The 21,748-nt window shown below is 66.1% G+C and carries 18 protein-coding genes and 3 tRNA genes; 4 read left to right on the top strand and 17 right to left on the bottom strand.

The annotated features are described in order from the left end of the window. Window position 1 precedes the first annotated feature (1 nt). The 5 genes from cysD to GcLGCM259_RS08405 all read right to left on the bottom strand — a co-directional run bounded on the left by cysD (window position 2) and on the right by GcLGCM259_RS08405 (window position 5,056). The gene (gene cysD / locus GcLGCM259_RS08385) at window positions 2-925 is read right to left on the bottom strand and encodes a sulfate adenylyltransferase subunit CysD (protein WP_138177699.1); all 924 of its coding nucleotides are present in this window, start codon (window positions 923-925) and stop codon (window positions 2-4) included. A gap of 88 nt (window positions 926-1,013) precedes the next feature. Further along, on the bottom strand, window positions 1,014-1,733 hold the full coding sequence (locus GcLGCM259_RS08390; protein ID WP_138926335.1) for a phosphoadenylyl-sulfate reductase: 720 nt from the start codon (window positions 1,731-1,733) through the stop codon (window positions 1,014-1,016). Next, entirely contained in the window at window positions 1,730-3,433 is a 1,704-nt protein-coding gene (locus GcLGCM259_RS08395; protein WP_138926336.1) for a nitrite/sulfite reductase, read from the bottom strand. The genes GcLGCM259_RS08390 and GcLGCM259_RS08395 overlap by 4 nt, the downstream gene beginning before the upstream one ends. A gap of 67 nt (window positions 3,434-3,500) precedes the next feature. Continuing rightward, window positions 3,501-4,274 carry a sirohydrochlorin chelatase gene (locus GcLGCM259_RS08400; protein WP_138926337.1) on the bottom strand — a complete coding sequence of 258 codons (774 nt, stop codon included), beginning with the start codon at window positions 4,272-4,274 and terminating at the stop codon, window positions 3,501-3,503. Continuing rightward, window positions 4,271-5,056, bottom strand: a complete 786-nt coding sequence (locus tag GcLGCM259_RS08405) for an SDR family oxidoreductase (protein ID WP_138926338.1) — start codon at window positions 5,054-5,056, stop codon at window positions 4,271-4,273. The genes GcLGCM259_RS08400 and GcLGCM259_RS08405 overlap by 4 nt, the downstream gene beginning before the upstream one ends. 131 nt (window positions 5,057-5,187) lie before the next feature. On the opposite strand from GcLGCM259_RS08405, the gene valS reads away from it, so the two are divergent. After that, entirely contained in the window at window positions 5,188-7,815 is a 2,628-nt protein-coding gene (gene valS, locus GcLGCM259_RS08410; RefSeq protein ID WP_138177709.1) for a valine--tRNA ligase, read from the top strand. 117 nt (window positions 7,816-7,932) lie between these two features. Here valS and GcLGCM259_RS08415 read toward each other — a convergent pair whose 3' ends face one another. From GcLGCM259_RS08415 to GcLGCM259_RS08465, 11 genes are all read right to left on the bottom strand, one after another. Next, the gene (locus GcLGCM259_RS08415; RefSeq protein ID WP_138177711.1) at window positions 7,933-9,114 is read right to left on the bottom strand and encodes a hypothetical protein; all 1,182 of its coding nucleotides are present in this window, start codon (window positions 9,112-9,114) and stop codon (window positions 7,933-7,935) included. Window positions 9,115-9,204: 90 nt separating this feature from the next. Beyond that, entirely contained in the window at window positions 9,205-9,816 is a 612-nt protein-coding gene (locus tag GcLGCM259_RS08420) for a mycothiol-dependent nitroreductase Rv2466c family protein (RefSeq protein ID WP_138177713.1), read from the bottom strand. Between the two features lie 99 nt (window positions 9,817-9,915). Continuing rightward, window positions 9,916-11,208: an ATP-dependent Clp protease ATP-binding subunit ClpX gene (gene clpX / locus GcLGCM259_RS08425; RefSeq protein ID WP_138177715.1), complete on the bottom strand. Its 1,293-nt coding sequence runs from the start codon at window positions 11,206-11,208 to the stop codon at window positions 9,916-9,918. A gap of 178 nt (window positions 11,209-11,386) precedes the next feature. Next, window positions 11,387-12,043: an ATP-dependent Clp protease proteolytic subunit gene (locus GcLGCM259_RS08430; protein WP_138177717.1), complete on the bottom strand. Its 657-nt coding sequence runs from the start codon at window positions 12,041-12,043 to the stop codon at window positions 11,387-11,389. Between the two features lie 46 nt (window positions 12,044-12,089). Further along, window positions 12,090-12,689, bottom strand: coding sequence for an ATP-dependent Clp protease proteolytic subunit (locus GcLGCM259_RS08435; protein WP_054821410.1), 600 nt, complete (start codon window positions 12,687-12,689; stop codon window positions 12,090-12,092). 368 nt (window positions 12,690-13,057) lie between these two features. Continuing rightward, on the bottom strand, window positions 13,058-14,419 hold the full coding sequence (gene tig / locus GcLGCM259_RS08440; RefSeq protein WP_138177719.1) for a trigger factor: 1,362 nt from the start codon (window positions 14,417-14,419) through the stop codon (window positions 13,058-13,060). A 91-nt stretch (window positions 14,420-14,510) separates the two neighbouring features. Beyond that, a tRNA-Pro gene (locus GcLGCM259_RS08445) sits at window positions 14,511-14,585 on the bottom strand. Between the two features lie 160 nt (window positions 14,586-14,745). Continuing rightward, a tRNA-Pro gene (locus GcLGCM259_RS08450) sits at window positions 14,746-14,820 on the bottom strand. Window positions 14,821-15,171: 351 nt separating this feature from the next. Then, a tRNA-Gly gene (locus GcLGCM259_RS08455) sits at window positions 15,172-15,245 on the bottom strand. A gap of 139 nt (window positions 15,246-15,384) precedes the next feature. After that, complete coding sequence (locus tag GcLGCM259_RS08460; RefSeq protein WP_138926339.1) at window positions 15,385-16,365, bottom strand: Fpg/Nei family DNA glycosylase; 981 nt, start codon at window positions 16,363-16,365, stop codon at window positions 15,385-15,387. A gap of 2 nt (window positions 16,366-16,367) precedes the next feature. After that, complete coding sequence (locus GcLGCM259_RS08465; protein WP_138926340.1) at window positions 16,368-16,841, bottom strand: ribose-5-phosphate isomerase; 474 nt, start codon at window positions 16,839-16,841, stop codon at window positions 16,368-16,370. Window positions 16,842-17,170: 329 nt separating this feature from the next. Here GcLGCM259_RS08465 and pepN point away from each other — a divergent pair, with 329 nt between their 5' ends. The 3 genes from pepN to GcLGCM259_RS08480 all read left to right on the top strand — a co-directional run bounded on the left by pepN (window position 17,171) and on the right by GcLGCM259_RS08480 (window position 20,791). Then, window positions 17,171-19,717 (top strand): aminopeptidase N, encoded by a 2,547-nt coding sequence (pepN, locus tag GcLGCM259_RS08470; protein ID WP_138927213.1) that lies wholly within the window; start codon window positions 17,171-17,173, stop codon window positions 19,715-19,717. Window positions 19,718-19,808: 91 nt separating this feature from the next. Beyond that, window positions 19,809-20,288 (top strand): OsmC family protein, encoded by a 480-nt coding sequence (locus tag GcLGCM259_RS08475; RefSeq protein WP_138177736.1) that lies wholly within the window; start codon window positions 19,809-19,811, stop codon window positions 20,286-20,288. Between the two features lie 2 nt (window positions 20,289-20,290). Continuing rightward, a complete protein-coding gene (locus GcLGCM259_RS08480; RefSeq protein WP_138177737.1) occupies window positions 20,291-20,791 on the top strand; it encodes a globin in 501 nt (166 codons plus the stop codon). Window positions 20,792-20,895: 104 nt separating this feature from the next. Here the strand turns inward: GcLGCM259_RS08480 and GcLGCM259_RS08485 are convergent, their stop codons facing one another. Next, a complete protein-coding gene (locus GcLGCM259_RS08485; protein WP_138177739.1) occupies window positions 20,896-21,567 on the bottom strand; it encodes a DUF8185 domain-containing protein in 672 nt (223 codons plus the stop codon). Between the last annotated feature and the right edge of the window lie 181 nt (window positions 21,568-21,748).

Below are 21,748 nucleotides of genomic sequence, written 5' to 3' on the forward strand. Positions count from 1 at the left end.
TTTAGAAGTAGCCTTCCTTCTTGCGGTCTTCCATGGCGGCGGAGGAGATCCGGTCATCGGCCCGGGTGGCTCCGCGTTCGGTCAGGGTGCTCAGGGCCAGTTCGTCCAGGACCTTGGGGACGGTGTCGGCCTCGGAGAGCACCGCCCCGGTGCAGCTGGCGTCGCCCACGGTGCGGTAGCGCACCTTGCGCACGCTCACGGTCTCGTGCGGGTGCGGCTGGCTGACCGGGGTGACGGCCCGCCACATCCCGTCGCGTTCGAACACCTGGCGGCAGTGGGCGAAGTAGATGCCGGGCAGTTCGATGCCTTCGCGTTCGATGTACGCCCAGATGTCCTTTTCGGTCCAGTTGGAGATCGGGAAGGCGCGCACGCTCCAGCCGGGCTCGTGGCGCCCGTTGTACAGGTTCCACACCTCCGGGCGCTGGTTGCGCGGATCCCAGGTGCCGAATTCGTTGCGCAGGGACAGGATGCGTTCCTTGGCCCGGGCCTTGTCCTCATCCCTGCGGGCGCCGCCGAAGACCGCGTCGAAGCCGTTGGCCTCCAGCGTGTCCAGCAGCACCCGGGTCTGCAGCCGGTTGCGGGTGCCGTCGGCCGGCTGGATGAGCTCTCCGCGCTCGATGTACTCCTGCACCGAGCCGGTGATCAGGCGCAACCCGTACCGGGCGACGGTGGCGTCGCGGAACTTGATCACCTCACCGAAGTTGTGGCCGGTGTCGATGTGCACCACCGGGATGGGGATCCGGGCCGGGGCGACGGCCTTGGCCAGCAGGTGCAGCACCACCACCGAATCCTTGCCGCCGGAGAAGAGCAGGGCGGGTTTTTCGAACTCGGCCAGCACCTCGCGGATGATGTGGATGGATTCGGCCTCCAGGGCGTCCAGCACGCTGCGGGCGGTGGCCGGTGGGGCGGTAGCGGTCAGGGTCATCGGGTTCTCCTTCGGAGGGCAGGGTCGGCGCCGGGACCGCGGGTGGGGTGCCCGGCGGCGGAGGTGTCATGGCGGGAAAAAGGGGGTGTCAGAGGTGGATGCCGCATTCGGTCTTGGCCAGCCCCGCCCAGCGTCCGGAGCGCGGGTCCTGGCCGTCGGCGACCGGCTGGGTGCACGGGGCGCAGCCGATGGACGGATAGCCGTGGGCCAGCAGCAGGTTCAGCGGCACCGCGTGCTGGGCGGCGTATCCGCTGAGCTCGTCGAAGCTCCAGGCGGCCAGCGGGTTGAACTTGATCAGCCCGTGCGCCTCGTCGAAGGTGACCAGCGGGGTGCCGGTGCGGGTGGGCGCCTCGTCCCGGCGCACCCCGGTGAACCAGGCCGAATATCCTTGTAGGGCCCGGCCCAGCGGCTGCATCTTGCGCATCCGGCAGCAGGCGGCAGGATCCCGGGCGAAGAGGTCCCTGCCGTGGGCGGCGTCCTGTTCGGCCACCGACAGTTCAGGGGTGATGTCAATGACGTTCACCTTCAGCCCGGAAGCCACCGCGTCGCGGGTTGCATGGGTTTCGGGGAAGTGGTACCCGGTATCCAGGAACAGGACATCGACCCCGGGCAGGCGTTCGGCCACCAGGTGCGGCAGCACCGCATCGGCCATGGAGCAGGCCACCGCAATCCCGGGCCGGGGCAGGTGCCGGGCGGCGAAATCCACCACGGCCGCGGCCGGCGCATCCCAGCCCAGCTCCTGGGCGCCGCGCTGCGCGATCGCGCGCAGCTGCTCCTGGGTGTGCGGGGTTCCAGGGGTGCGGCTCATGACAGTTCCCCGTCCTCGGCGCGGTGGGCCCAGGTGGCGAAGGACTCCCCGTCCGCGGAGTGCCGGGAGTAGCTGCCCAGCACGCGGGTGACGTACTCGGGCAGTTCATCGGCGGCGATTTTCAGCCCGCGCACGGTGCGCCCCAGCCCGGCCTCCCCGTTCTCCACCCCGGCCAGGGTGCCGCCCAGGTGCACCTGGAAGCCGGGGACCTGTTCGCCGTCCTGGTTGGTGATCAGCTGTCCCTTGAGCCCGATGTCCGCGGTCTGCACCCGGGCGCAGGAGTTCGGGCAGCCGTTCACGTGCAGGGACAGGGCCTTGGGCAGCCGGCCCTGGTGGTCGCTGAGCCGGGCTTCGATCTGCCGGACCGCGTCGATGGTGGTGTCCTTGGTGTCCACGATCGCCAGCTTGCAGTACTCGATGCCGGTGCAGGCGATCGCCGAACGCTTGACCAGTCCCGGGAACGCGTCCAGGCCCAGCGCGGCCGCGGCGTCGGTGAAGCGCCGCACGTGCTCGCCGGGGATGTCCAGGGCAATGATCTTCTGGTGCGGGGTGGTGCGCAGCCGGCGTGAGCCCTGGGCCTCGACCAGCTCGGCGAGCGCGAGCAGGATGCTGCCCGAGACCCGTCCGGCCGGGGCGGTCAGCCCGATGTAGTACTTCCCGTCGTGCTGTTCATGCACCCCGGAGTGGTCCCCGGCCTGTTCGGGCTTGGGCGCCGGCGGCCCGTCGGGCAGCTCGTAGCCCAGGTACTCCTCCTGCAGCACCTGCCGGAACTTTTCTGGGCCCCAGTCGGCCAGCAGGAACTTCAGCCGGGCCCGGTTGCGCAGCCGGCGGTAGCCGTAGTCGCGGAAGATGGAGGTGACCGCCTCCCAGACGTCCGGGGCCTGCCCCGGGGTGACAAACGCGCCGAGGCGCTCACCCAGGCGCGGGTTGGCGGACAGTCCCCCGCCCACCCACAGGTCGTAGCCGGTGCCCAGTTCCGGGTGCTGCACGCCCACCAGGGCGAAGTCGTTGATTTCGTGGACCACGTCCTGGCTGGGGTGCCCGGTGATCGCGGTCTTGTATTTGCGCGGCAGGTTGGAGAACTGGGGGTTGCCGATGTAGCGGCGCGCGATTTCCTGGATCACCGGGGTCGGGTCGATCAGTTCGTCCTTGGCGATCCCGGCCACCGGGGAGCCGAGGATCACCCGGGGCACGTCCCCGCAGGCCTCGGTGGTGTGCAGGCCCACCGCTTCCAGCCGACGCCAGATTTCCGGGACGTTGACGATGTCCACCCAGTGCAGCTGGATGTTCTGCCGGTCGGTGATGTCCGCGGTGTTACGGGCGAAGTCCCGGGAGATCTGCCCGATGACCCGCAGCTGTTCGGTGCTCAGTGCGCCACCGTCGATGCGGACCCGCAGCATGAAGTATTCATCTTCCAGCTCATGGGGTTCCAAGGTGGCGGTCTTGCCGCCGGGGATGCCCTGGGCGCGCTGGGTGTACAGCCCCCACCAGCGGAAGCGTCCGTGCAGGTCGTCGGGGTCGATGGAGTCAAAGCCGTGCACCGCGTAGATCGTCTCGATGCGTTCGCGCACGTTCAGCCCGTCATCGGCCTGCTTGAGTTCCTCATTGGCGTTCAGCGGGGTGGGGCCATCAATTTTCCATTGCCCGTTGGGTTTCGCGGCCCGTGGGGGCCGGCGGCTTGATGTGGTTGTCTGCGTCATGGTTGCCAGCGTAGGAAGTGGGCCCCACCCGCTGGCAACCGGTCGCTGTCACATCTCTTCGTGCGGCTTAGCGGCCCTCAACTTCGACTTTTTTCGTCACCCACGCCGCCTCTTCCAGCGCCTGGAAAAGTCTTTCAAGGAAACATTGCGCGATCATGACGTCGGGCAACAGCGGTGTTGTGACCTGCCAGGCGCCGGTGCTACGCAGCTTGTCCTGGAAGAACCCCTCGGCCAGCAGGGCGCTGAGCACCAGGGTGCGCTGCCCCGCCTGCCCCTGCACCAGTGCCGGCACCCTTGGTTCGGCCCCGGCGCAGTAGCCCACCTGCACATCTCGGCCCAGGCGCTGGGAAAGCTGCCCGGCCAGGTCCCTGATCTGCTGCTGCCCGGCCGGCAGACGGGTGCCGGCGGCGGCCAGCACCACCGTCGTGGCACCGTGCAGGTGTGGTTCGGCCCGGTTGGCGAGCACCGCGGCCAGGGCCGGCAAGGCGCCCAGCGGTGCGGCGGCCACCGTGTTGGCCCGCCCGGCAACAGCCCCGGCGATGTCTTCGGTGGTGTGCACCCCATCGGCCACCAGAAGCGGCAGCACCAGGGCCGCTTCCCCCTCCGGCAGGCTTTTCAGGACCTCGGGCAGCTGCGGATGCTGCACGTCGACGTAGGCCTCATGCCAGATGAGCTCCACGCCCTGGTCCCGCAGGGCGCGGTGCCCGGCGGCCTGCTCGGCCAGCTGCTGGCGCAGCCGGTTGATCTGCTCCTGCCCGTGCGGGTTGTCCGTGCCGTGCGAGGCCGCCAACACGTGCACCGGGCGCACCGGCTGGTCGCTGCCGGGCTGCGGGCCGGTCACTGTCCCGGCTCCTGGCGGCGCACCAGCTTGTGGTTGGCGGCCTGCGCCTGCGGGCGGATCACAATCTCGTCCAGGTTCACGTGGTGCGGCAGGCTGACCGCGTAGCGGATCACCTCGGCCACGTCCGCCGCGCTCAATGGTTCGGCCACCCCGGCGTACACCTGCTCGGCGGCCTGCTCGCTGCCCAGCCGGCGCAGCGAGAATTCCTCGGTGGCCACCAGCCCGGGCAGCACCTCGATGACCCGGACCCCGTGCTCGACTTCCTCCAGGCGCAGCGCCTGGGTCAGGGCCCGCTGGGCGGCCTTGGCCGCGTTGTAGCCGCTGCCGCCCTCGTAGCTGGCCAGGGCGGCGGTGGAGGTCAGGTTCAAAACGGTGCCCTGCACGGTGCGCAGGTGCGGCAGCAGCGCCCGGGTCAGGCGCATGGTGCCCATCACGTTCACCTGCAGCATGAAATCCCAGTCCGCGTCCTTGGCCTGGGCGAGGTAGTCGACCCCGCGGGCCCCGCCGGCCACGTTGATGACGGTGTCCACCCCGCCGGCGGCAAGGATCCGGGAGGTCAGCTCGTCGATGCTGTGCTGCTCGCTGACATCCCCCGCCAGCGCGATGGCCCCGGTTTCCGCGGCCAGGCTCTGCAGCCGCTCGGCGCGCCGGGCGATCGCGTAGACGCGCCACCCTTCCTGGCGCAGCGCCCTGACGGTGGCCTGGCCGATGCCGCTGGAGGCCCCGGTGACGACGGCGGATCGTTCGGTGGCGGGGGCTGGGGAGTTTTCATGGTTGGTCATGGCACCAGAATAGAACGGTGCGGCGGCCCACCACGAGCGGGGTGAATGACTCTTACGCGCTGCCCGCCGGGTGTCCCACCCCATGGGCCACAATGCCCGCCCGGGTGAGGAAACATGAAAGAATGGCTTACATGGCAGAAGAAAACTTGGGCACAGACACGCCCAACACGGTTTCAGTTCCCGACAAGCCCGCATTGGAAGGCCTGGAGGAACGTCTTTCGTCCCGGTGGCGCACCGAGGGCACCTATCACTTCAATGAGGACACCGGTCGCGAGGCGGTGTACTCCATCGACACTCCCCCGCCGACCGCTTCCGGTTCGCTGCACGTGGGCCACATGTTCTCCTACACCCAGACCGACGTGGTGGCCCGCTACCAGCGGATGAGCGGGAAGAACGTGTTCTACCCGCTGGGTTGGGACGACAACGGCCTGCCCACCGAGCGCCGCGTCCAGAACTACTACGGGGTGCGCTGCGACCCGTCCAAGCCCTACATCCAGGACTACCAGCCGCCGGCCAAGCCGGCGAAGAACCAGCGCGACTGGGACGTGGTCAGCCGCAAGAACTTCATCCAGTTGTGCGAGCAGCTGGCCGTGGAGGACGAGAAGGTCTTCGAACAGCTGTTCACCACCCTGGGCCTGTCCGTGGACTGGCGGATGACCTACCGGACCATCGATGACAACTCCCGGGCCGTGTCCCAGCGCGCCTTCTTGGAGAACCTCTCCGCCGGGGACGCCTACATGGCCGAGGCCCCGACCCTGTGGGACGTCACCTTCCGCACCGCGGTCGCCCAGGCCGAGCTGGAGGACCGCGAGGTCGCCGGCGCCTACTACCGCTACCCGTTCACCACCGAGGACGGCGAGCAGGTCTTCATCGAGACCACCCGCCCCGAACTGCTGGCCGCCTGCGCCGCCCTGGTCGCCCACCCGGAGGACGAGCGCTACCAGCACCTGTTCGGCAAGACCGTCACCTCCCCGCTGTTCGGGGTCCCGGTCGAGGTGCGCCCGCACGCCCTGGCCCAGGCCGACAAGGGCTCGGGCATCGCCATGGTCTGCACCTTCGGTGACCTGACCGACGTGACCTGGTGGCGTGAACTGCAGCTGCCCACCCGCGCCATCGTGGGACGCGACGGACGCATCATCGCCGAAACCCCCGAGTGGATCACCAGCCCCGCCGGGGCCGAGGCCTACGCCCAGATCGCCGGCAAGACCGTATTCTCCGCCAAGGAGACCGTGGTTGAGCTGCTGCAGGAAGCGAACCTGCTCGACGGGGAGCCGAAGAAGGTCACCCGCCCGGTGAACTTCTTCGAAAAGGGCGACAAGCCCCTGGAAATCGTCTCCTCCCGCCAGTGGTACATCCGCAACGGCGGACGCGACGAGGACCGACGCAAGGCGATGATCGCCCGCGGCGAGCAGATCGACTTCCACCCCTCATTCATGCGCTCACGCTACGAGAACTGGGTCTCGGGCCTGAACGGCGACTGGCTGGTCTCCCGCCAGCGCTTCTTCGGGGTGCCGATCCCGGTCTGGTACCCGCTGGATGAGAACGGCGAGCCGAACTACGACGCGCCGCTGCTGCCGCAGGCCCAGCAGCTGCCGGTGGACCCCGTGGCCGAGGCCCCGGCCGGCTACACCGAGGACCAGCGCAACCAGCCCGGCGGCTTCATCGGGGACGCCGATGTGCTGGACACCTGGGCCACCAGCTCGCTGACCCCGCAGATCGCCGGACGCTGGAACACCGACCAGTCCTTCTTCTCCAAGGTCTACCCGTACGACCTGCGCCCGCAGGGCCATGACATCATCCGCACCTGGCTCTTCTCCACGGTGGTGCGCGCCGACGCGCTGCACGGGGACGCCCCATGGCGCCACGCGGCGATTTCCGGCTGGATCCTGGACCCGGACCGCAAGAAGATGTCCAAGTCCAAGGGCAACGTGGTGGTTCCCACCGAGGTGCTGGAGAAGTTCGGCGCGGATGCCGTGCGCTACTGGGCGGCCAGCGCCCGGCTCGGCGCCGACACCGCGTATGAGATCAACCAGATGAAGATCGGGCGCCGCCTGGCCATCAAGATCCTGAACGCCTCCAAGTTCGTGCTGAACCTGGGTGCCACCGAGGCGAACATTCTCACCGATGACGCCGCGGTGATCACCAACGGGCTGGATCGTTCGCTGCTGGCCCGCCTGGCGGTGGTCATCGAGGACACCAAGCGCGCGTTCGAGTCCTACGACTACGCCCGGGCCCTGGACATCACCGAGTCGTTCTTCTGGTCGTTCACCGACGACTATGTGGAACTGATCAAGGACCGCGCCTACGGCGGGCACGGGCAGGCCGAGCAGGCCAGCGTGCTGGCCGCCCTGGCCACCACCCTGGATGCGGTGCTGCGCCTGTTCGCCCCGTTCCTGCCCTTCGCCACCGAGGAGGTCTGGAGCTGGTGGCGCACCGGTTCAGTGCACCAGAGCGCCTGGCCGACCGCCGGGCACCTGGCCCAGGTGCGCCAGAGCGCGGACACCGCGGTGCTGCCCACCGTGGGACTGGCACTGTCCGGGATCCGCAAGGCCAAGAGCGATGCGAAGGTCAAGCAGCGCACCGAGGTGCTCTCCGGGCAGATCCATGCCCCGGCCAGCCTGCTGGACCAGCTGCGTCCGGGCTTCGCCGACCTGAAGTCGGCCGGCAACGCCCGTGACCTGCAGCTGATCGAGTCCGACGGTGAGCTGCAGGTGCTCAACGTCGAACTGGCTCCGGCCGAGGACGTCGCCGCCCAGTAGGTGCACCGCGCAGGGTGATCACCCAAAAAACAACCGTGGCTCCGGAAGAATGACAAGCATCCTTCCGGAGCCACGGTTTTCTCAGAAGCCCGCAGCGCCTGCCCCCGGCGGGACGGTTTAGCGGCCCAGGGCGCGCAGGGCCGGGCCCAGCGAGAGCAGGCCCACCACGGCCAGCACCACCACGGCGGCCAGTGCCGGCGGGGACACCGCGAATCCCAGGCAGAGCCACAACGCGATCAGCAGGATCGTCCCGTAGCCCACGCCTTCGCGCAGCCGTGCCCGCACATCCGCTCGGGCACCGGCATCCCGTGCCGCTCCTGGCCCGGGGGTGATGACCAGGCGGCTGACCACCGCCAGCACACCCACCCCGATCGCCAACGCCACCAGCAGCGAATGCTCCTGCTGCACCAGGTTCGTGTACCCCTGGCGCACGATGCCGCCGCCCTGCCCATCCTGGCCGAGCCAGCGGCCCAGGGAGGACTGGACGAAGTCGGACAGCGAGACCACCGCGGCCAGCAGCAGGCTGGCAGTGGCCGCCGTCAACGGCAGGGCACGGTAGTTCAGCAGCAGCCCGGCAGCCAGCAGGCCCAGGCTTGCCCACAGCAGCCAGCCGCCGGTGGCGTCAAAGAACGCCACCCACCCCTTGGCCTGGCCCAAATCCGAGTAGTGCAGCAGCACCACCTCATGATCGACGTCCGGGATCAGTGAGGCCAGGGAAACCCCGCGCTGCTCCAGGTCGGTTTTCACGGCGTCAACCAGCACCCCCAGGTTGATGCTCAGGCGTCCGGAGTCCTGCAGGTTGACCGTGGAGCTTTCTTCACGCAGCACCGCCAGGCTCTGGGTGTGGCTCAGGTGCACACCCTGCTCCCAGGCGCGCGCGAACGCGTCGGAACGCACCGCGGACTGCACCGCCTCATGCACCAGCGGCTGAACCTTCTCATCCAGGGCCGTGTCCAGTGCATTCCCCAGCGCCGTTCCGGTCTGCTGGGTCAGGGCCGAGAGCCACTGCGGCAGCCTGTCGGCGGGGATCCGGGAGTCGTGCACCACGGATTCCACCCGGTCCATGATGGCGCCGGTGGCTTCGTCGGTGACCTGTTGCTGGATCCCGGGGTCCTGGGCCAGCGGCGCCAGGGCGGCACTGAAGGTGGGGGTGTCCAGCAGCTGTGTTTTGCCCCAGTGGCTGATGATCCCGGTGGGCAGGGCCAGCAGGCCCAGGATCACCAGCACCGCCGCGATCACCCGGGGTATGGGGTGGGGGCGCGTCGAGCCGCCGTGGGAAGCTTGCTTAGCTAGTGCCACTGATTTTCCTTTCACGTGGCCTACGGTCTGGAGGGGACTCAACGAGAATGGCGACCACACTCAGTGGTCGCCATTCTCGTTGAGTCATGCCTAGTTCTCGAAGACCGGGCTCTCGGTGCGGGTGCGCTTCATCTCGAAGAAGTACGGGAAGGAAGCCAGCTGCACGGAGGCGTCGAACAACTTGCCCGCGTCCTCGCCGGTGGGGACCCGGGTGATGACCGGGCCGAAGAACGCGGTGCCGTTGACCTCCACGATCGGGGTGCCCACGTCCTGGCCCACCTTGTTGATGCCGGCCTCATGGCTGGCGCGCAGCGCCTCATCGTGGGCATCGCTCTTCCCGGCCTCGGCCAGCTCGGCCGGAAGACCCACCCGTTCCAGGGCCAGGCGGACCACTTCCTCGCGGTCCTGAACCTTTTCGTAGTGGATCAGTTCGCCCATGGCGGTGTACAGCTTGTCCTTGTACTGCTCACCGTGTTCGGCCGCGGCGGCAATGATCACCCGAACCGGAGCCCAGGCGCTGTCCATCGACTTACGGTAGTCCGCATCCAGGTCGCGTCCCTCGTTCAGCACGGACAGGCTCATGACGTTCCACGTCACGTCCACGTCGCGGACCTTTTCCACTTCCTTCATCCAGCGGCTGGTGGCCCAGGCGAAGGGGCAGATCGGATCGAACCAGAAACCTACTTGGGCTCGTTCGGCCATGGTGATTCCCACTTTCTTCTCGACGTTGCGTTCTGTGTACTACTGCGATCTCCCGCGGTGCCGACGCCGGCTGCGGTTCTGCAAAGCCGGCGGCGGAGCCTAGGCGGACTTCTTGCCGCGCTTGTCGGAGACGGCGGCGGAAACCAGGGTCGGTTCGGCGCCGTCGAGCACCACCTCACGGGTGATGACCACTTCCCCGATGTCCTCCAGGCTGGGCAGGTCGAACATGATCGAGGCCAGGGTCTCCTCCAGGATGGCGCGCAGGCCGCGGGCACCGGTTTCCCGCTCGATCGCCAGTTCGGCGATGGCCTCCAGGGCCGGTTGTTCGAAGCTGAGGGCCACCCCGTCCATTTGGAACATCTTCTGGTACTGCTTGACCAGCGCGTTCTTCGGCTCGGTCAGCACCCGGACCAGGGCCTCGCGGTCCAGGTGTTCCACGGTGGTGATCACCGGCAGGCGGCCAATGAATTCGGGGATCAGCCCGAACTTCAGCAGATCCTCGGGCCGTACATCCGAGTAGGAGGCGGTTTCGGATTTCAGCGCGGTCAGCGGCGCCCCGAAGCCGATGCCCTTGCGTCCGGCGCGGGAGGAAATGATTTCCTCCAGCCCGGCGAAGGCGCCGGCGACGATGAACAGAATGTTGGTGGTGTCCAGCTGCAGGAAGTCCTGGTGCGGGTGCTTGCGTCCACCCTGGGGCGGCACGGCGGCGACGGTGCCCTCCAGGATCTTCAGCAGTGCCTGCTGCACGCCTTCCCCGGAAACGTCGCGGGTGATGGACGGGTTTTCGCTCTTGCGCGAGATCTTGTCGATCTCGTCAATGTAGATGATCCCGGTTTCGGCCTTCTTCACGTCGTAGTCGGCGGCCTGGATGAGCTTGAGCAGGATGTTCTCCACATCCTCACCGACATAGCCGGCCTCGGTCAGGCTGGTCGCGTCGGCGACCGCGAACGGGACGTTCAGTTTCTTGGCCAGCGACTGGGCCAGGTAGGTTTTGCCGCAGCCGGTGGGGCCGATGAGCATGATGTTGGACTTGGAGACCTCGACGTCGCTGAGCGGGTCGTCGTTGGTCAGGGCCGCGACGGGGGCCTTGTCCTGGTTGCCGTGGATGCGCTTGTAATGGTTGTACACGGCCACGGACAGGGCGCGCTTGGCGGCTTCCTGCCCGATGACGTACTCCTCCAGGGAGGAGAAGATCTCCCGGGGCTTGGGCAGCGAAAATTCCTCGCTGGTGTGTTCCTCGGCGAACTCCTCGGCGATGATTTCGTTGCACAGCTCAATGCATTCGGTGCAGATATAGACACCGTGGCCTGCGATCAGCTTCTTGACCTGCTTCTGGCTCTTTCCGCAGAAAGAACACTTCAGCAGGTCCGAACCTTCTCCCATTCGTGCCATCGCGCTGTTCTCCCTATAAGTTGAGGACCGTGATCTAAAGTTAAGTCTAAGACAGGACGGCGACGCTTTAGCTGAAGATGGCGGTCTACCGATCGTGTGCCCGCTGCCTGCTCGGGGTTACTCTCGGTAAACCGCCACCGTTCACTTCTTTATTCCCGGGTCACCACCCGGTTTGCTGCTAGTGCCCGACCTGGCGAGCGAGCTTGCGGGAGGTGAGCACCTCGTCCACAATGCCGTAGGTCTTGGCTTCATCGGCCGTCATGAACAGGTCACGCTCGATGTCGTTGCGGACCTTCTCGGTGTCCTGACCGGTGTGGGAGGAGAGGGTGTTCTCCAGCCATTCGCGCATGCGCATGACTTCCTCGGCCTGGATCTGCAGGTCGGTCGCGGTGCCGCGCTCCCCGCCGCCCATGGCCGGCTGGTGGATCAGCACACGGGCGTTGGGCAGCGCCAGGCGCTTGCCCGGGGTGCCGGCGGCCAGCAGCACTGCGGCGGCCGAGGCGGCCTGGCCCAGGCACACGGTCTGCACTTCGGGGCGGATGAACTGGATCGTGTCGTAGATCGCGGTCATCGCGGTGAAGGAACCACCGGGCGAGTTGATGTACAGGGTGACGTCGCGCTCCGGGTCCATGGATTCCAGCACGAGCAGCTGGGCCATGACGTCGTCGGCCGAGGCGTCATCGACCTGGGCGCCCAGGAAGATGATGCGGTCCTCGAACAGCTTCGCGTACGGGTCCTGGCGCTTGAAGCCGTACGGGGTACGCTCTTCGAACTGCGGCAGGATGTAACGGGCCTCGGGCATTGTCCCCGCGGTGGCTTCAGGGTTGAACTGCATGGTGTCTCCTACAAAAAATCTGGTGAATTCAATCGAGGGGCTGGCTTTAGGATTCGTTGCCCACGCCGCCGCCGCCGCTGACGCTGCCGGCGTGCAGGGCGATCTTGTCGAAGAAACCGTATTCCAGGCCTTCTTCCGCGGTGAACCACTTGTCGCGCTGGTTGTCGATCAGGATCTGGTCCAGGCTCTGCCCGGTCTGCTCGGCGGTCAGCTCGCTCATGATCTTCTTCATGTGCATGATCAGCTCGGCCTGGATCTTGATGTCCGAGGCGGTGCCGCCGATGCCGCCCGAAGGCTGGTGCATCAGGATGCGGGCGTTCGGGGTGGCGTAGCGCTTGCCCGGGGTGCCGGAGGAGAGCAGGAACTGGCCCATCGAGGCGGCCAGGCCGGTGGCCACGGTGACCACGTCGTTCGGGATGAACTTCATGGTGTCGTAGATGGCCATGCCCGCGGTGATCGAACCGCCCGGGGAGTTGATGTAGAGGTAGATGTCCGCTTCCGGGTCCTCTGCCGAGAGCAGCAGCAGCTGCGAGCAGATGGCATTGGCGTTCTCGTCGCGCACCTCGGAGCCAAGCCAGATGATGCGTTCCTTGAGCAGGCGGTTGTAGATGTAGTCCTCACGGTGGGCCGGGTCAACGCTGGCCATCGTGGGAGTGCGCGAATCATTTGACATGTTCTCTACCTCTTCCGAATGTGGAGATCAGATCGTGGGAGCCGGGCTGGCTCCCGCGACGAGACTGGTTATCTTTGAGATTACTGACTTCAACTGCCTCTTGGGGAGTTTCATGCCCGTGTTTCGCTCACGGCGCATGCCCGGTGGGGAAGAAGCACACAATTAGCCCCGAGGCGGGGCGCGGTGTGGTGCAGGCAGCGGATTCCTCTCACATTTGAGCCCAACCCGGTACTCCCCCACGGTATTCCCTCCGCCCCCGGCGGCAGCAACGCAAAACGCCTCCGGGCTGCCCAGCGCATGGCGGGCAGCCCGAAGGCGTTGCGGTTGGCTACAGGCCAGGACTACTTGGCGTCGGTCTCTGCGGCCTGTTCGGTGGCGGTTTCCTCGGCCGGGGCCTCGGCGGCCTCTTCCTCACCGGCAGGCTTCACGAAGGAGGTCAGGTCGACCTTCTCGCCGTTCGAGTCGGTGACCACGGCGTACTCCAGCACCTTGGCCAGGGCCTTGCGGCGGCGCACCTCACCCATCAGCATCGGCACCTGGCCGGCACCGTCGAGCATCTGGGCGAACTGATTCGGATCCATGCCGTACTGACCGGCGGTCTGCACGATGTAGTCGATCAGCTCGGACTGCTCCACGCCAACTTCCTCGGCGTCGGCGATGGCGTCCAGCACCAGCTCGTTGCGGAAGGCACGCTCGGTGTTCTCGCGCACCTCGGCGCGGTGCTCCTCGGTGTCGTGGTCCGCTTCGGCGTTCGGGTTCTCGAAGTGCTGCGCAACCTGCTCTTCGATGACCGACTCCGGAACCGGAACCTCGACCATTTCCAGCAGCTTGTCCAGCACCAGTTCGCGGGCCTCGACTCCCTGCTCGACGACCTTGCCCTCGGCGGCGTCCTTGGCCAGCGACTCGCGCAGTTCGGCGATGGTGTCGAACTCGGAAGCCAGCTGGGCGAAGTCGTCGTCGGCCTGCGGCAGCTCGCGCTGCTTCACGGCGGTGACGGTCACCTTCACGGTGGCGTCCTTGCCGGCGTGCTCGCCACCGGCCAGCTTGGTTTCGAAGGTGGCGTCTTCACCGGCGGACAGGCCGGTCACGGCCTCGTCCATGCCCTCAAGCATGTTGCCGGAACCCACCTGGTAGGACAGGCCCTGGGCGTTGTCGACCTCTTCGCCCTCGACGGTTGCCACCAGGTCGATGGTCACGAAGGAATCGGCGGCGGCCGGCTCTTCAACTTCCTTCAGGGTGCCGAAACGACCGCGCAGGTCGTCCAGGGCCTTGTCAACGTCTTCGTCGCCAACTTCCTTGGCGTCCACGGACACTTCCAGACCCTTGTAGTCGGGCAGTTCCACGTCCGGGCGGATGTCAACTTCCAGGGTGAAGACCAGCTGGCCCTCGCCTTCCTTCTCGATGGAAGGCAGTTCGGTGATGTCAACCTCGGGACGGGAGAGCGGGGTCAGCTCGTTCTCCACCATGGCCTGCTGGTAGTAGTCGTTCAGGCCCTCGTTCACGGCGGTCTCGATGACGTAGCCGCGGCCAACGCGCTGATCGATCAGGCGTGCCGGAACCTTGCCCTTGCGGAAGCCGGGGACCTGGATCTGCTGTGCGATGGTCTTGTAGGCCTCGTCCACGCGGGGCTTGAGCTCCTCGTAAGGAACTTCAACGGTGAGCTTCACCCGGGTCGGGTTGAGGTTTTCGACGGCGCTCTTCACAGCGTTGTACTCCTGATTTATCTAAGAATTAGGTCTTATCTGCAAAAGAACCCCGCAACAAAATACTTGTTGCGGGGTTCTTCACACAGAGTCGGGGTGACAGGATTTGAACCTGCGACCTCACGCTCCCAAAGCGCGCGCTCTAGCCAAGCTGAGCTACACCCCGATTAGCAGTGACAAGTCTAACCGCAGTCAGACTCGATCCACTAATCGTTTGTGATTCCTTCCGGCAACCTATTGAGTTTCCGCTGATCACAAGAACTAAACGAATTAGATCTCATCTGCCCCGGAGGCGGCACGGTCAAGTGCTTTAATCCGGTTCAGAGTCGGGGTGACAGGATTTGAACCTGCGACCTCACGCTCCCAAAGCGCGCGCTCTAGCCAAGCTGAGCTACACCCCGATCAGTAGGCTTTGAGTTCCACCCAAGGCAGAACATAAAGACACTACTCACATGGTCATTTCGAACTGTGCCGCGAAGGCTGTCCGGGATTGGCCACAAGAGACAAATTTACACTGCGCGAAACTGAAAACAAAATCTGCGGCGGATTGTGATTGAGCGTGTTCATTGCCCCAATTACCGGCGAAATTCCGCGGAATCAGGGGAAATTATCCCTACCACTCCTGGCCCTTGCAGGCCTGCCGCGACTCTGGCGTTGACCGAGTGGCTGTGATAACCACGACACGCAGCGTGAAGAGACCGTGATTTGCGGGGAAACAGAAACAGGACCCCGGGTGAACGGGATCCTGTCGGTGGAGGGGATGACGGGAATCGAACCCGCGTCATTAGTTTGGAAGACTAAGGCTTTACCATTAAGCTACATCCCCAGATTCCGCAGCGGCGGTGCCGCGAACAGGAATCAGTCTAGAACACTTTTCTTGACTAGCGCAAATCCGGGGTTATCCAGTTCCGACTAGGGCTCTCATTTCCCACTGCAGGGCACGCGCGAGCCGCTGACCGCGCAGATCACCGACCAGTGGCTGGGCCGGCTGGACGCTTGCGCGGCGGTCGCTGGCAGCGAGTGCACCAATACAGTTTGCGGCCCGCGACCTCCTCGAGCCGGATGGCGGTGCCGCAGCGCCGGCAGGCCTGCCCCTGACGCTGGTAGACGTAGTAGGCGTTATCGGGCCACAGAGGTCCCGGCTCGTTGCGGTCCTCCTGCCAGGTGGTGATGATTTTCCCGTCACGCACCCCGTCCTGCATGATCTGCACAATGTCCCACCACAGCTTCTTGGCCGCCCGGGCGGAGAGCTCATTGGCCGGCAGCTGCGGGCTGATCCGGCAGCGGTAGAGCGACTCAGCGCGGTAGATGTTCCCGACGCCGGAGATCAGCGCCTGGTTCATCAGCACCAGGCCGATGGGCGTGCGGGTGGCCGACAGGTTGTGCCGGAACTGGCGGTACCCGGCCTCCAGTGCGGCCTGCGGGTCGGCGTCCAGGTCCCTGCCCTTGGACTGGTTGAACCGGATCGCGGCTCCAGCCAGGGGGTCTGGCCCGAGCTTGTCCAGTTGCACCTGGACCTGTTCCCACTCCAGCACCTCGCAGGCGCTGGGGCCGCGCAGATCCGCCCAACCGTGCTCGCTGACGATCCGGGCGCGCACCTGGCCCACCGGCTCGGGCGGGCCCAGGTATTCCCCGTTGGCCTCGGCGGCAACTTCCCGCTCGCCGATGCGCCGGGGCGCACCGATGGAGGAGGCGCCGCGGAAGAACTCGTCCCCGCCAAAGTCGAAGGCTCCGTAGAGCCCAAGGTGGATTCGCAGATACAGGTCGTTGGAGAACTGGCAGAACAATTGCTTGCCCTTGGCCCACGCACGTTCCAGCTGCTGGCCGCTGATGCGTTCGGCATCGGCGGCGAACCGTCCCTGCGGGGATGAAACCTGAACCGCCTGGCCGGCGAAGACGTCGTCGAATTGGCGCGCCAGGCGGTGCAGTGAATGCCCTTCCGGCACGGCTAGTCGATGACCTCGCCGGTGGTTTCATAGGTGGCGATCTTGCCGATGCGCCGGCTGTGGCGCTCGGCACCGCTGAACGGTTCGGCCAGGAAGGTCTCGATGATGGCGGTCGCTTCCTGCGTCGAGTGCTGGCGGCCGCCCACGGCGACCACGTTGGCGTCATTGTGCTGGCGCGCCAATTGAGCAGTGTCCAGGTTCCAGGCCAGGGCCGCGCGCACCCCTTCGACCTTGTTCGCGGCGATCTGCTCGCCGTTGCCCGAACCACCCAGCACGATTCCCAGCGCCTCAACCCCGGCCCGCTGGTCATTGATCACCGCGCGGGCCGCGTTGATGCAAAAGGCAGGGTAGTCATCTTCCGGGTCGTAGGAGCTCGGTCCATGGTTGACCATCTCGTAGCCCTTGGCGGTCAGGTGCTTGACCAGATGGTCGCTCAGTTCCAGGCCGGCGTGGTCGGTGGCGATGTGCACGCGCATAGGTTGTCCCTCTTCGTGTTTTTGCTTCGATGACGTTTTGCCCCGGGGGCGGAGGTCTTCTGTGGCCGCTGCCGTCATTGGCGGCGGGCACCACTCCAGCTTATCCACCGGCGCTGGGGTTCGCGCATTGTGTAGCGTCTTCGCGGAGACTCCCCCGCCGACCGCGCCTTCCCCGATCGATCGGGGTGGGGCCGGCGAAAGCGGAAAATCCGCCAAATGACTTGCGCCACCCCCTTGCCGCAGTGGCAGAATAGGGACTAGTTGTTCAATAGATATTTCAGATTTCCATAATGCGGCGCACGAGCCGCATGGATGCGGAGCGAATGCATATGCCCGGAATGAACCTGACCCGTGACGAGGCCATCGAACGCGCCAACACGCTGCGTGTTGAAAGCTACGAGGTGGAGCTGGACCTGACCAAGGGTGAGCAGGTCTTCGGCTCACGCACCACAGTGCGCTTCACCGCTACCGCAGGCGCTTCAAGCTTCATCGACGCGGTCACCGACACCGTCCGCTCGGTCACCCTGAACGGTACCGAACTGGATCCCTCCGAGGTCAGCGACGGCGTACGCATCCAGCTGCCGCACCTGGCGGCGGAAAACACCCTGGTGATCGACGCTGATGCGCTGTACATGAACACCGGTGAGGGCCTGCACCGTTTCGTGGATCCGGTGGATGACGAGGTTTACCTGTACACCCAGTTCGAGGTGGCCGACTCACGGCGCATGTTCGCCGTCTTCGAGCAGCCGGACTTGAAGGCCAGTTTCCAGTTTTCCGTCACCGCCCCGAAGCACTGGAACGTGGTCTCCAACTCCCCCACCCCGCATCCGCAAATGCTGCAGGAGGGCAAGGCCCGGTGGGACTTCTCCCCCACCCAGCGCATTTCCTGCTACATCACCGCGCTGATCGCCGGACCGTACCAGGTGCAGCGCGATTCGCTGGTTTCTCGCGATGGGCGCACCATTGAATTGGGCGTGTTCGCCCGCTCCTCGATGATGGAATACCTGGATTTCGAGAACATCATCACCGTCACCAAGCAGGGCTTTGAGTTCTTCGAGAAGAACTTCGCCGTGCCCTACCCGTTCGTGAAATACGACCAGCTCTTCGTCCCGGAATTCAATGCCGGAGCCATGGAAAACGCCGGGGCGGTCACGTTCCTGGAAGACTACGTCTTCCGCTCACGTCCCACCCACGCCATGGTCGAACGCCGGGCCATCACCATCCTGCACGAGCTGGCGCACATGTGGTTCGGCGACCTGGTCACCATGAAGTGGTGGAACGACTTGTGGCTGAACGAGTCCTTCGCGGAGTTCATGTCCACCCTGGCTGCGGCGGAAAACACGGAATTCACCAGCTCCTGGACCACCTTCAACATGTTGGAGAAGAACTGGGCCTACCGCCAGGATCAGCTGCCCTCCACCCACCCGGTGGTCGCCGAGATGCGGGACCTGGCCGACGTGGAGGTCAACTTCGATGGCATCACCTACGCCAAGGGCGCCTCCGTGCTGCGCCAGCTGGTCGCCTTCGTGGGCCAGGAGGAGTTCATGGCCGGGGTGCGCAGCTACTTCGCCAAGCACGCCTGGCAGAACACCGAACTGCCGGACCTGCTGCGGGAACTGGAGACAGCCTCCGGCCGCGACCTGAGCAACTGGTCCGGCCAGTGGCTGGAAACCGCCGGGGTCAACACGCTCACCGCCGCCATCGAGGCCGATGAGAACGGAACCATCACCGACTTCAGCATCCGGCAGAGCGCGGTCACCGACTACCCCACGATCCGCGACCACCGTCTGGCCGTGGGCTTCTACAGCCTGAATGACTCCGGCCAGCTGGTGCGCACCCACCGCGAGGAACTGGATGTCACCGGCGAAAGCACCCCGGTGCCCGCACTGGTGGGACTGCAGCGTCCAGACCTCGTGCTGCTCAACGACGACGACCTGACCTACGCGAAGATCCGTCTCGACGAGCGTTCCCTGGCCACCGCCACGAAGCATCTGAAGGACTTCACGGAGTCCCTGCCGCGCACCCTGGTCTGGAGTGCCGCCTGGGATGCGGTGCGCGATGCCGAGGCCCCGGCCAGCACCTATGTGCAGCTGCTGCTGAACAACATCGGCCACGAGGTGGACTCCTCGGTGATCATGGTGCTGCTGCGCCAGCTGAACACCGCATTGGACTTCTACGTGAACGAACAGGCACGCGAACAGTCGGGCATCGACGCCGCAGACCGGCTGTGGGAGCTGGCCGGCAACGCCGAGCCGGGCTCCGACGCGCAACTGCAGTTCACCCTGGCCTACGCCAAGCGCGCCCGCACCGAAGCCCAGCTGGATGCCGTGGCCGCGCTGCTGGAGGGTTCAGCGGGCCTGCCGGGGCTGGAGGTGGACACCGACCTGCGCTGGTCGCTGATCAGCGCCCTGTCCGCCGGTGGACGCCAGAGCCCGCAGCAGCTGCAGGCCGCCCTGGGCAGCGACTCAACCGCCAAGGGCAAGTCCAGCTGGTACACCGCCCAGGCGGCCCGGCCCACCGCCGAGGCGAAGGCGGAGGCGTTCGAGCAGATCCTGTCCGGAACGCTGTCCAACGACAACCACGGCGCGGTGATTGCCGGCTTCAACATGGTTCATGACCCGCAGCTGATTTCCGGCTACACCGAGCGCTACTTCGCCTCGATCCTAAAGAAGTGGACCGGCCTGTCCCATGAGATGGCCAAGCAGATCGTGGTGGGGCTCTACCCGTCGCAGGAGGTCTCACAGGCCACCATCGAGCGCACCGACCAGTTCCTGCAGGAGCTGGGCGAACAGCACCCGGCCCTGCGCCGCCTGCTGCTGGAAAGCCGCGCCGACATCGTCCGCGCCCTGCACGCCCGGCAGGCCGACCAGGCCTGATCCCCCGGGCGGCGCCCACGGCGTGGTCCACGGCCGCCGGCTGTGGACCACGCCATACCCGTTTGTGGGCGAACCATGGGAGAATCGGGCCATGGACCTTTCGCGACACAACTACCAGATTTCCATGCGCTGGACTGGTAACCGCGGCGAAGGCACCACCGGGTACCGCAGCTACGGTCGCGAGCACATCATCAGCGCCGCCGGGCTGCCCGATATCGCCGGCACCGCGGATCCCACATTCCACGGGGACGCGCAGCGCTGGAACCCGGAACAGCTGCTGCTGGCGGCCCTGAGCCAGTGCCACATGCTCTCCTACCTGCACATGGCGGTCAAGCATTCGCTGGTGGTCACCAGCTACGCGGACCATGCCAGCGGCACCCTGAAACTGAACTACGACGGCAGCGGGCAGTTCACGGAAGTCACCCTGCGCCCCGCGGTGGGGCTGCAGGATGAATCACAGCGCGAACTGGCCGATGCCCTGCACGCGCAGGCCAACAAGGTCTGCTTCATCGCCCGCTCGGTGAACTTCACCGTGCACCACGAACCAGTCATCCCCTCATCAGGAAAGTAGACATGAGCGAAGCCAACCCGTTGACGCCCCGCGTAGTGAACAACCCGTTCAACAACCCGGTGGTGACCGGCCCGTCGTCCCAGGAGTTCCTGGACCTGGCCACCGAGCCGGTCGACGCCGCCGAATACGGTGGAACCTTCTACGAGGAGGTCGGGGGCCGCCCGGTCTTCGCCGAGCTCACCCGGCTGTTCTACGCCTCGGTGGCAGAGGACGCGGACTTCCGGCGCATGTACCCCGAACAGGACCTGTACCCGGCGCAGATCCGCCTGCAGCTGTTCCTGGAACAGTACTGGGGCGGGCCCAAGACCTATTCGGAGCACCGCGGGCACCCGCGGCTGCGGATGCGCCACGTGCCATTCCACATCGACTCGCACTACCGCGACGTGTGGCTCGAGCACATGAACAAGGCCATCGACCAGTTGGAACTGCCGATGCTGCACGCCGAAACGCTGCGCGACTACTTCGAGCGCGCCGCACATTCGCTGGTGAACCAGCCCGACTGAGTCGCCACGGTCCGGCATCAACGGCACCAAACCCAAGGCCTGCAGCGAAGTGATCGCCGCAGGCCTTTGGCCTGCTCAGGCATTGCGGCTGGGAGCCTGAGCCCCTAGAGCAGGGAGTTGCTGCGCCGCACCAGCACGTGGCCGCGCGGACCGCTGACCCGCAGCCAGCTGCCGCTGCGGTAGACCGCACTGGTGCCCGCCTCGGTGATGAAACCCAGCGAATGCATCGCAAACCCCGCCCCGAGGGGAAGCTGGAGGCCGCCGGGCAGGTTCGTCTCGGGCAACGGCGAGGACCAGATGCGCTGGCGCACCTGGGTGATGACCGGGGCTCCGGGGTTCTCCGGCAGCGCCTCGGTTACTGCGTTGATCCCGCTGCGCGCCGCTTCGGCCAGGTGCGCGTCGCTGATCTGGCCCACCGGTTCCCAGCCCGCGACCGGCACCTGGATGCCGGCCCACGCCGGGTTCTCCTCCACCGGGGGCAGGGTGAATGTCGTGGAGGTTTCACCCATGCGGGCCAGGCGGTCCTGGATGGAGGCCAGCGAGTAGCAGGCATTAAGCTGTCGCGGCGCGGCCAGGCGGTGCACCCGCATGCCCAGCACCGTAAAGTCCCCGCCGTCGACCGACCCCTTGGCCAGCACCGGAACATAGACCGCCAGGGCGGTGCCCCGGGCGACGAACTGTGCCGCGTCATCCTCGATGCTCTTGGCCCGGCTCACAAAGCTGGCCAGGTCCTTCACGGCGGAAATGTCACCCAAAATCAACGCTTCACTTGACATGTTTTCATGCTCTCACGTTTCTGCGGACCCGAGCCCGGCGATGTGATGATTTAGGCATTTGGCGCGGAATCGGGCAATATCTACTCATAAACCGACTTGTGCCGACACACTGGAAGTTACTATTTCGTAAGGATACTCTTTTCCACAGATAGCCTCTGATTCGCACGCGCACCACACCGAG

The organism is Glutamicibacter creatinolyticus, assembly GCF_006094275.1.
GTDB lineage: Bacteria > Actinomycetota > Actinomycetes > Actinomycetales > Micrococcaceae > Glutamicibacter > Glutamicibacter creatinolyticus.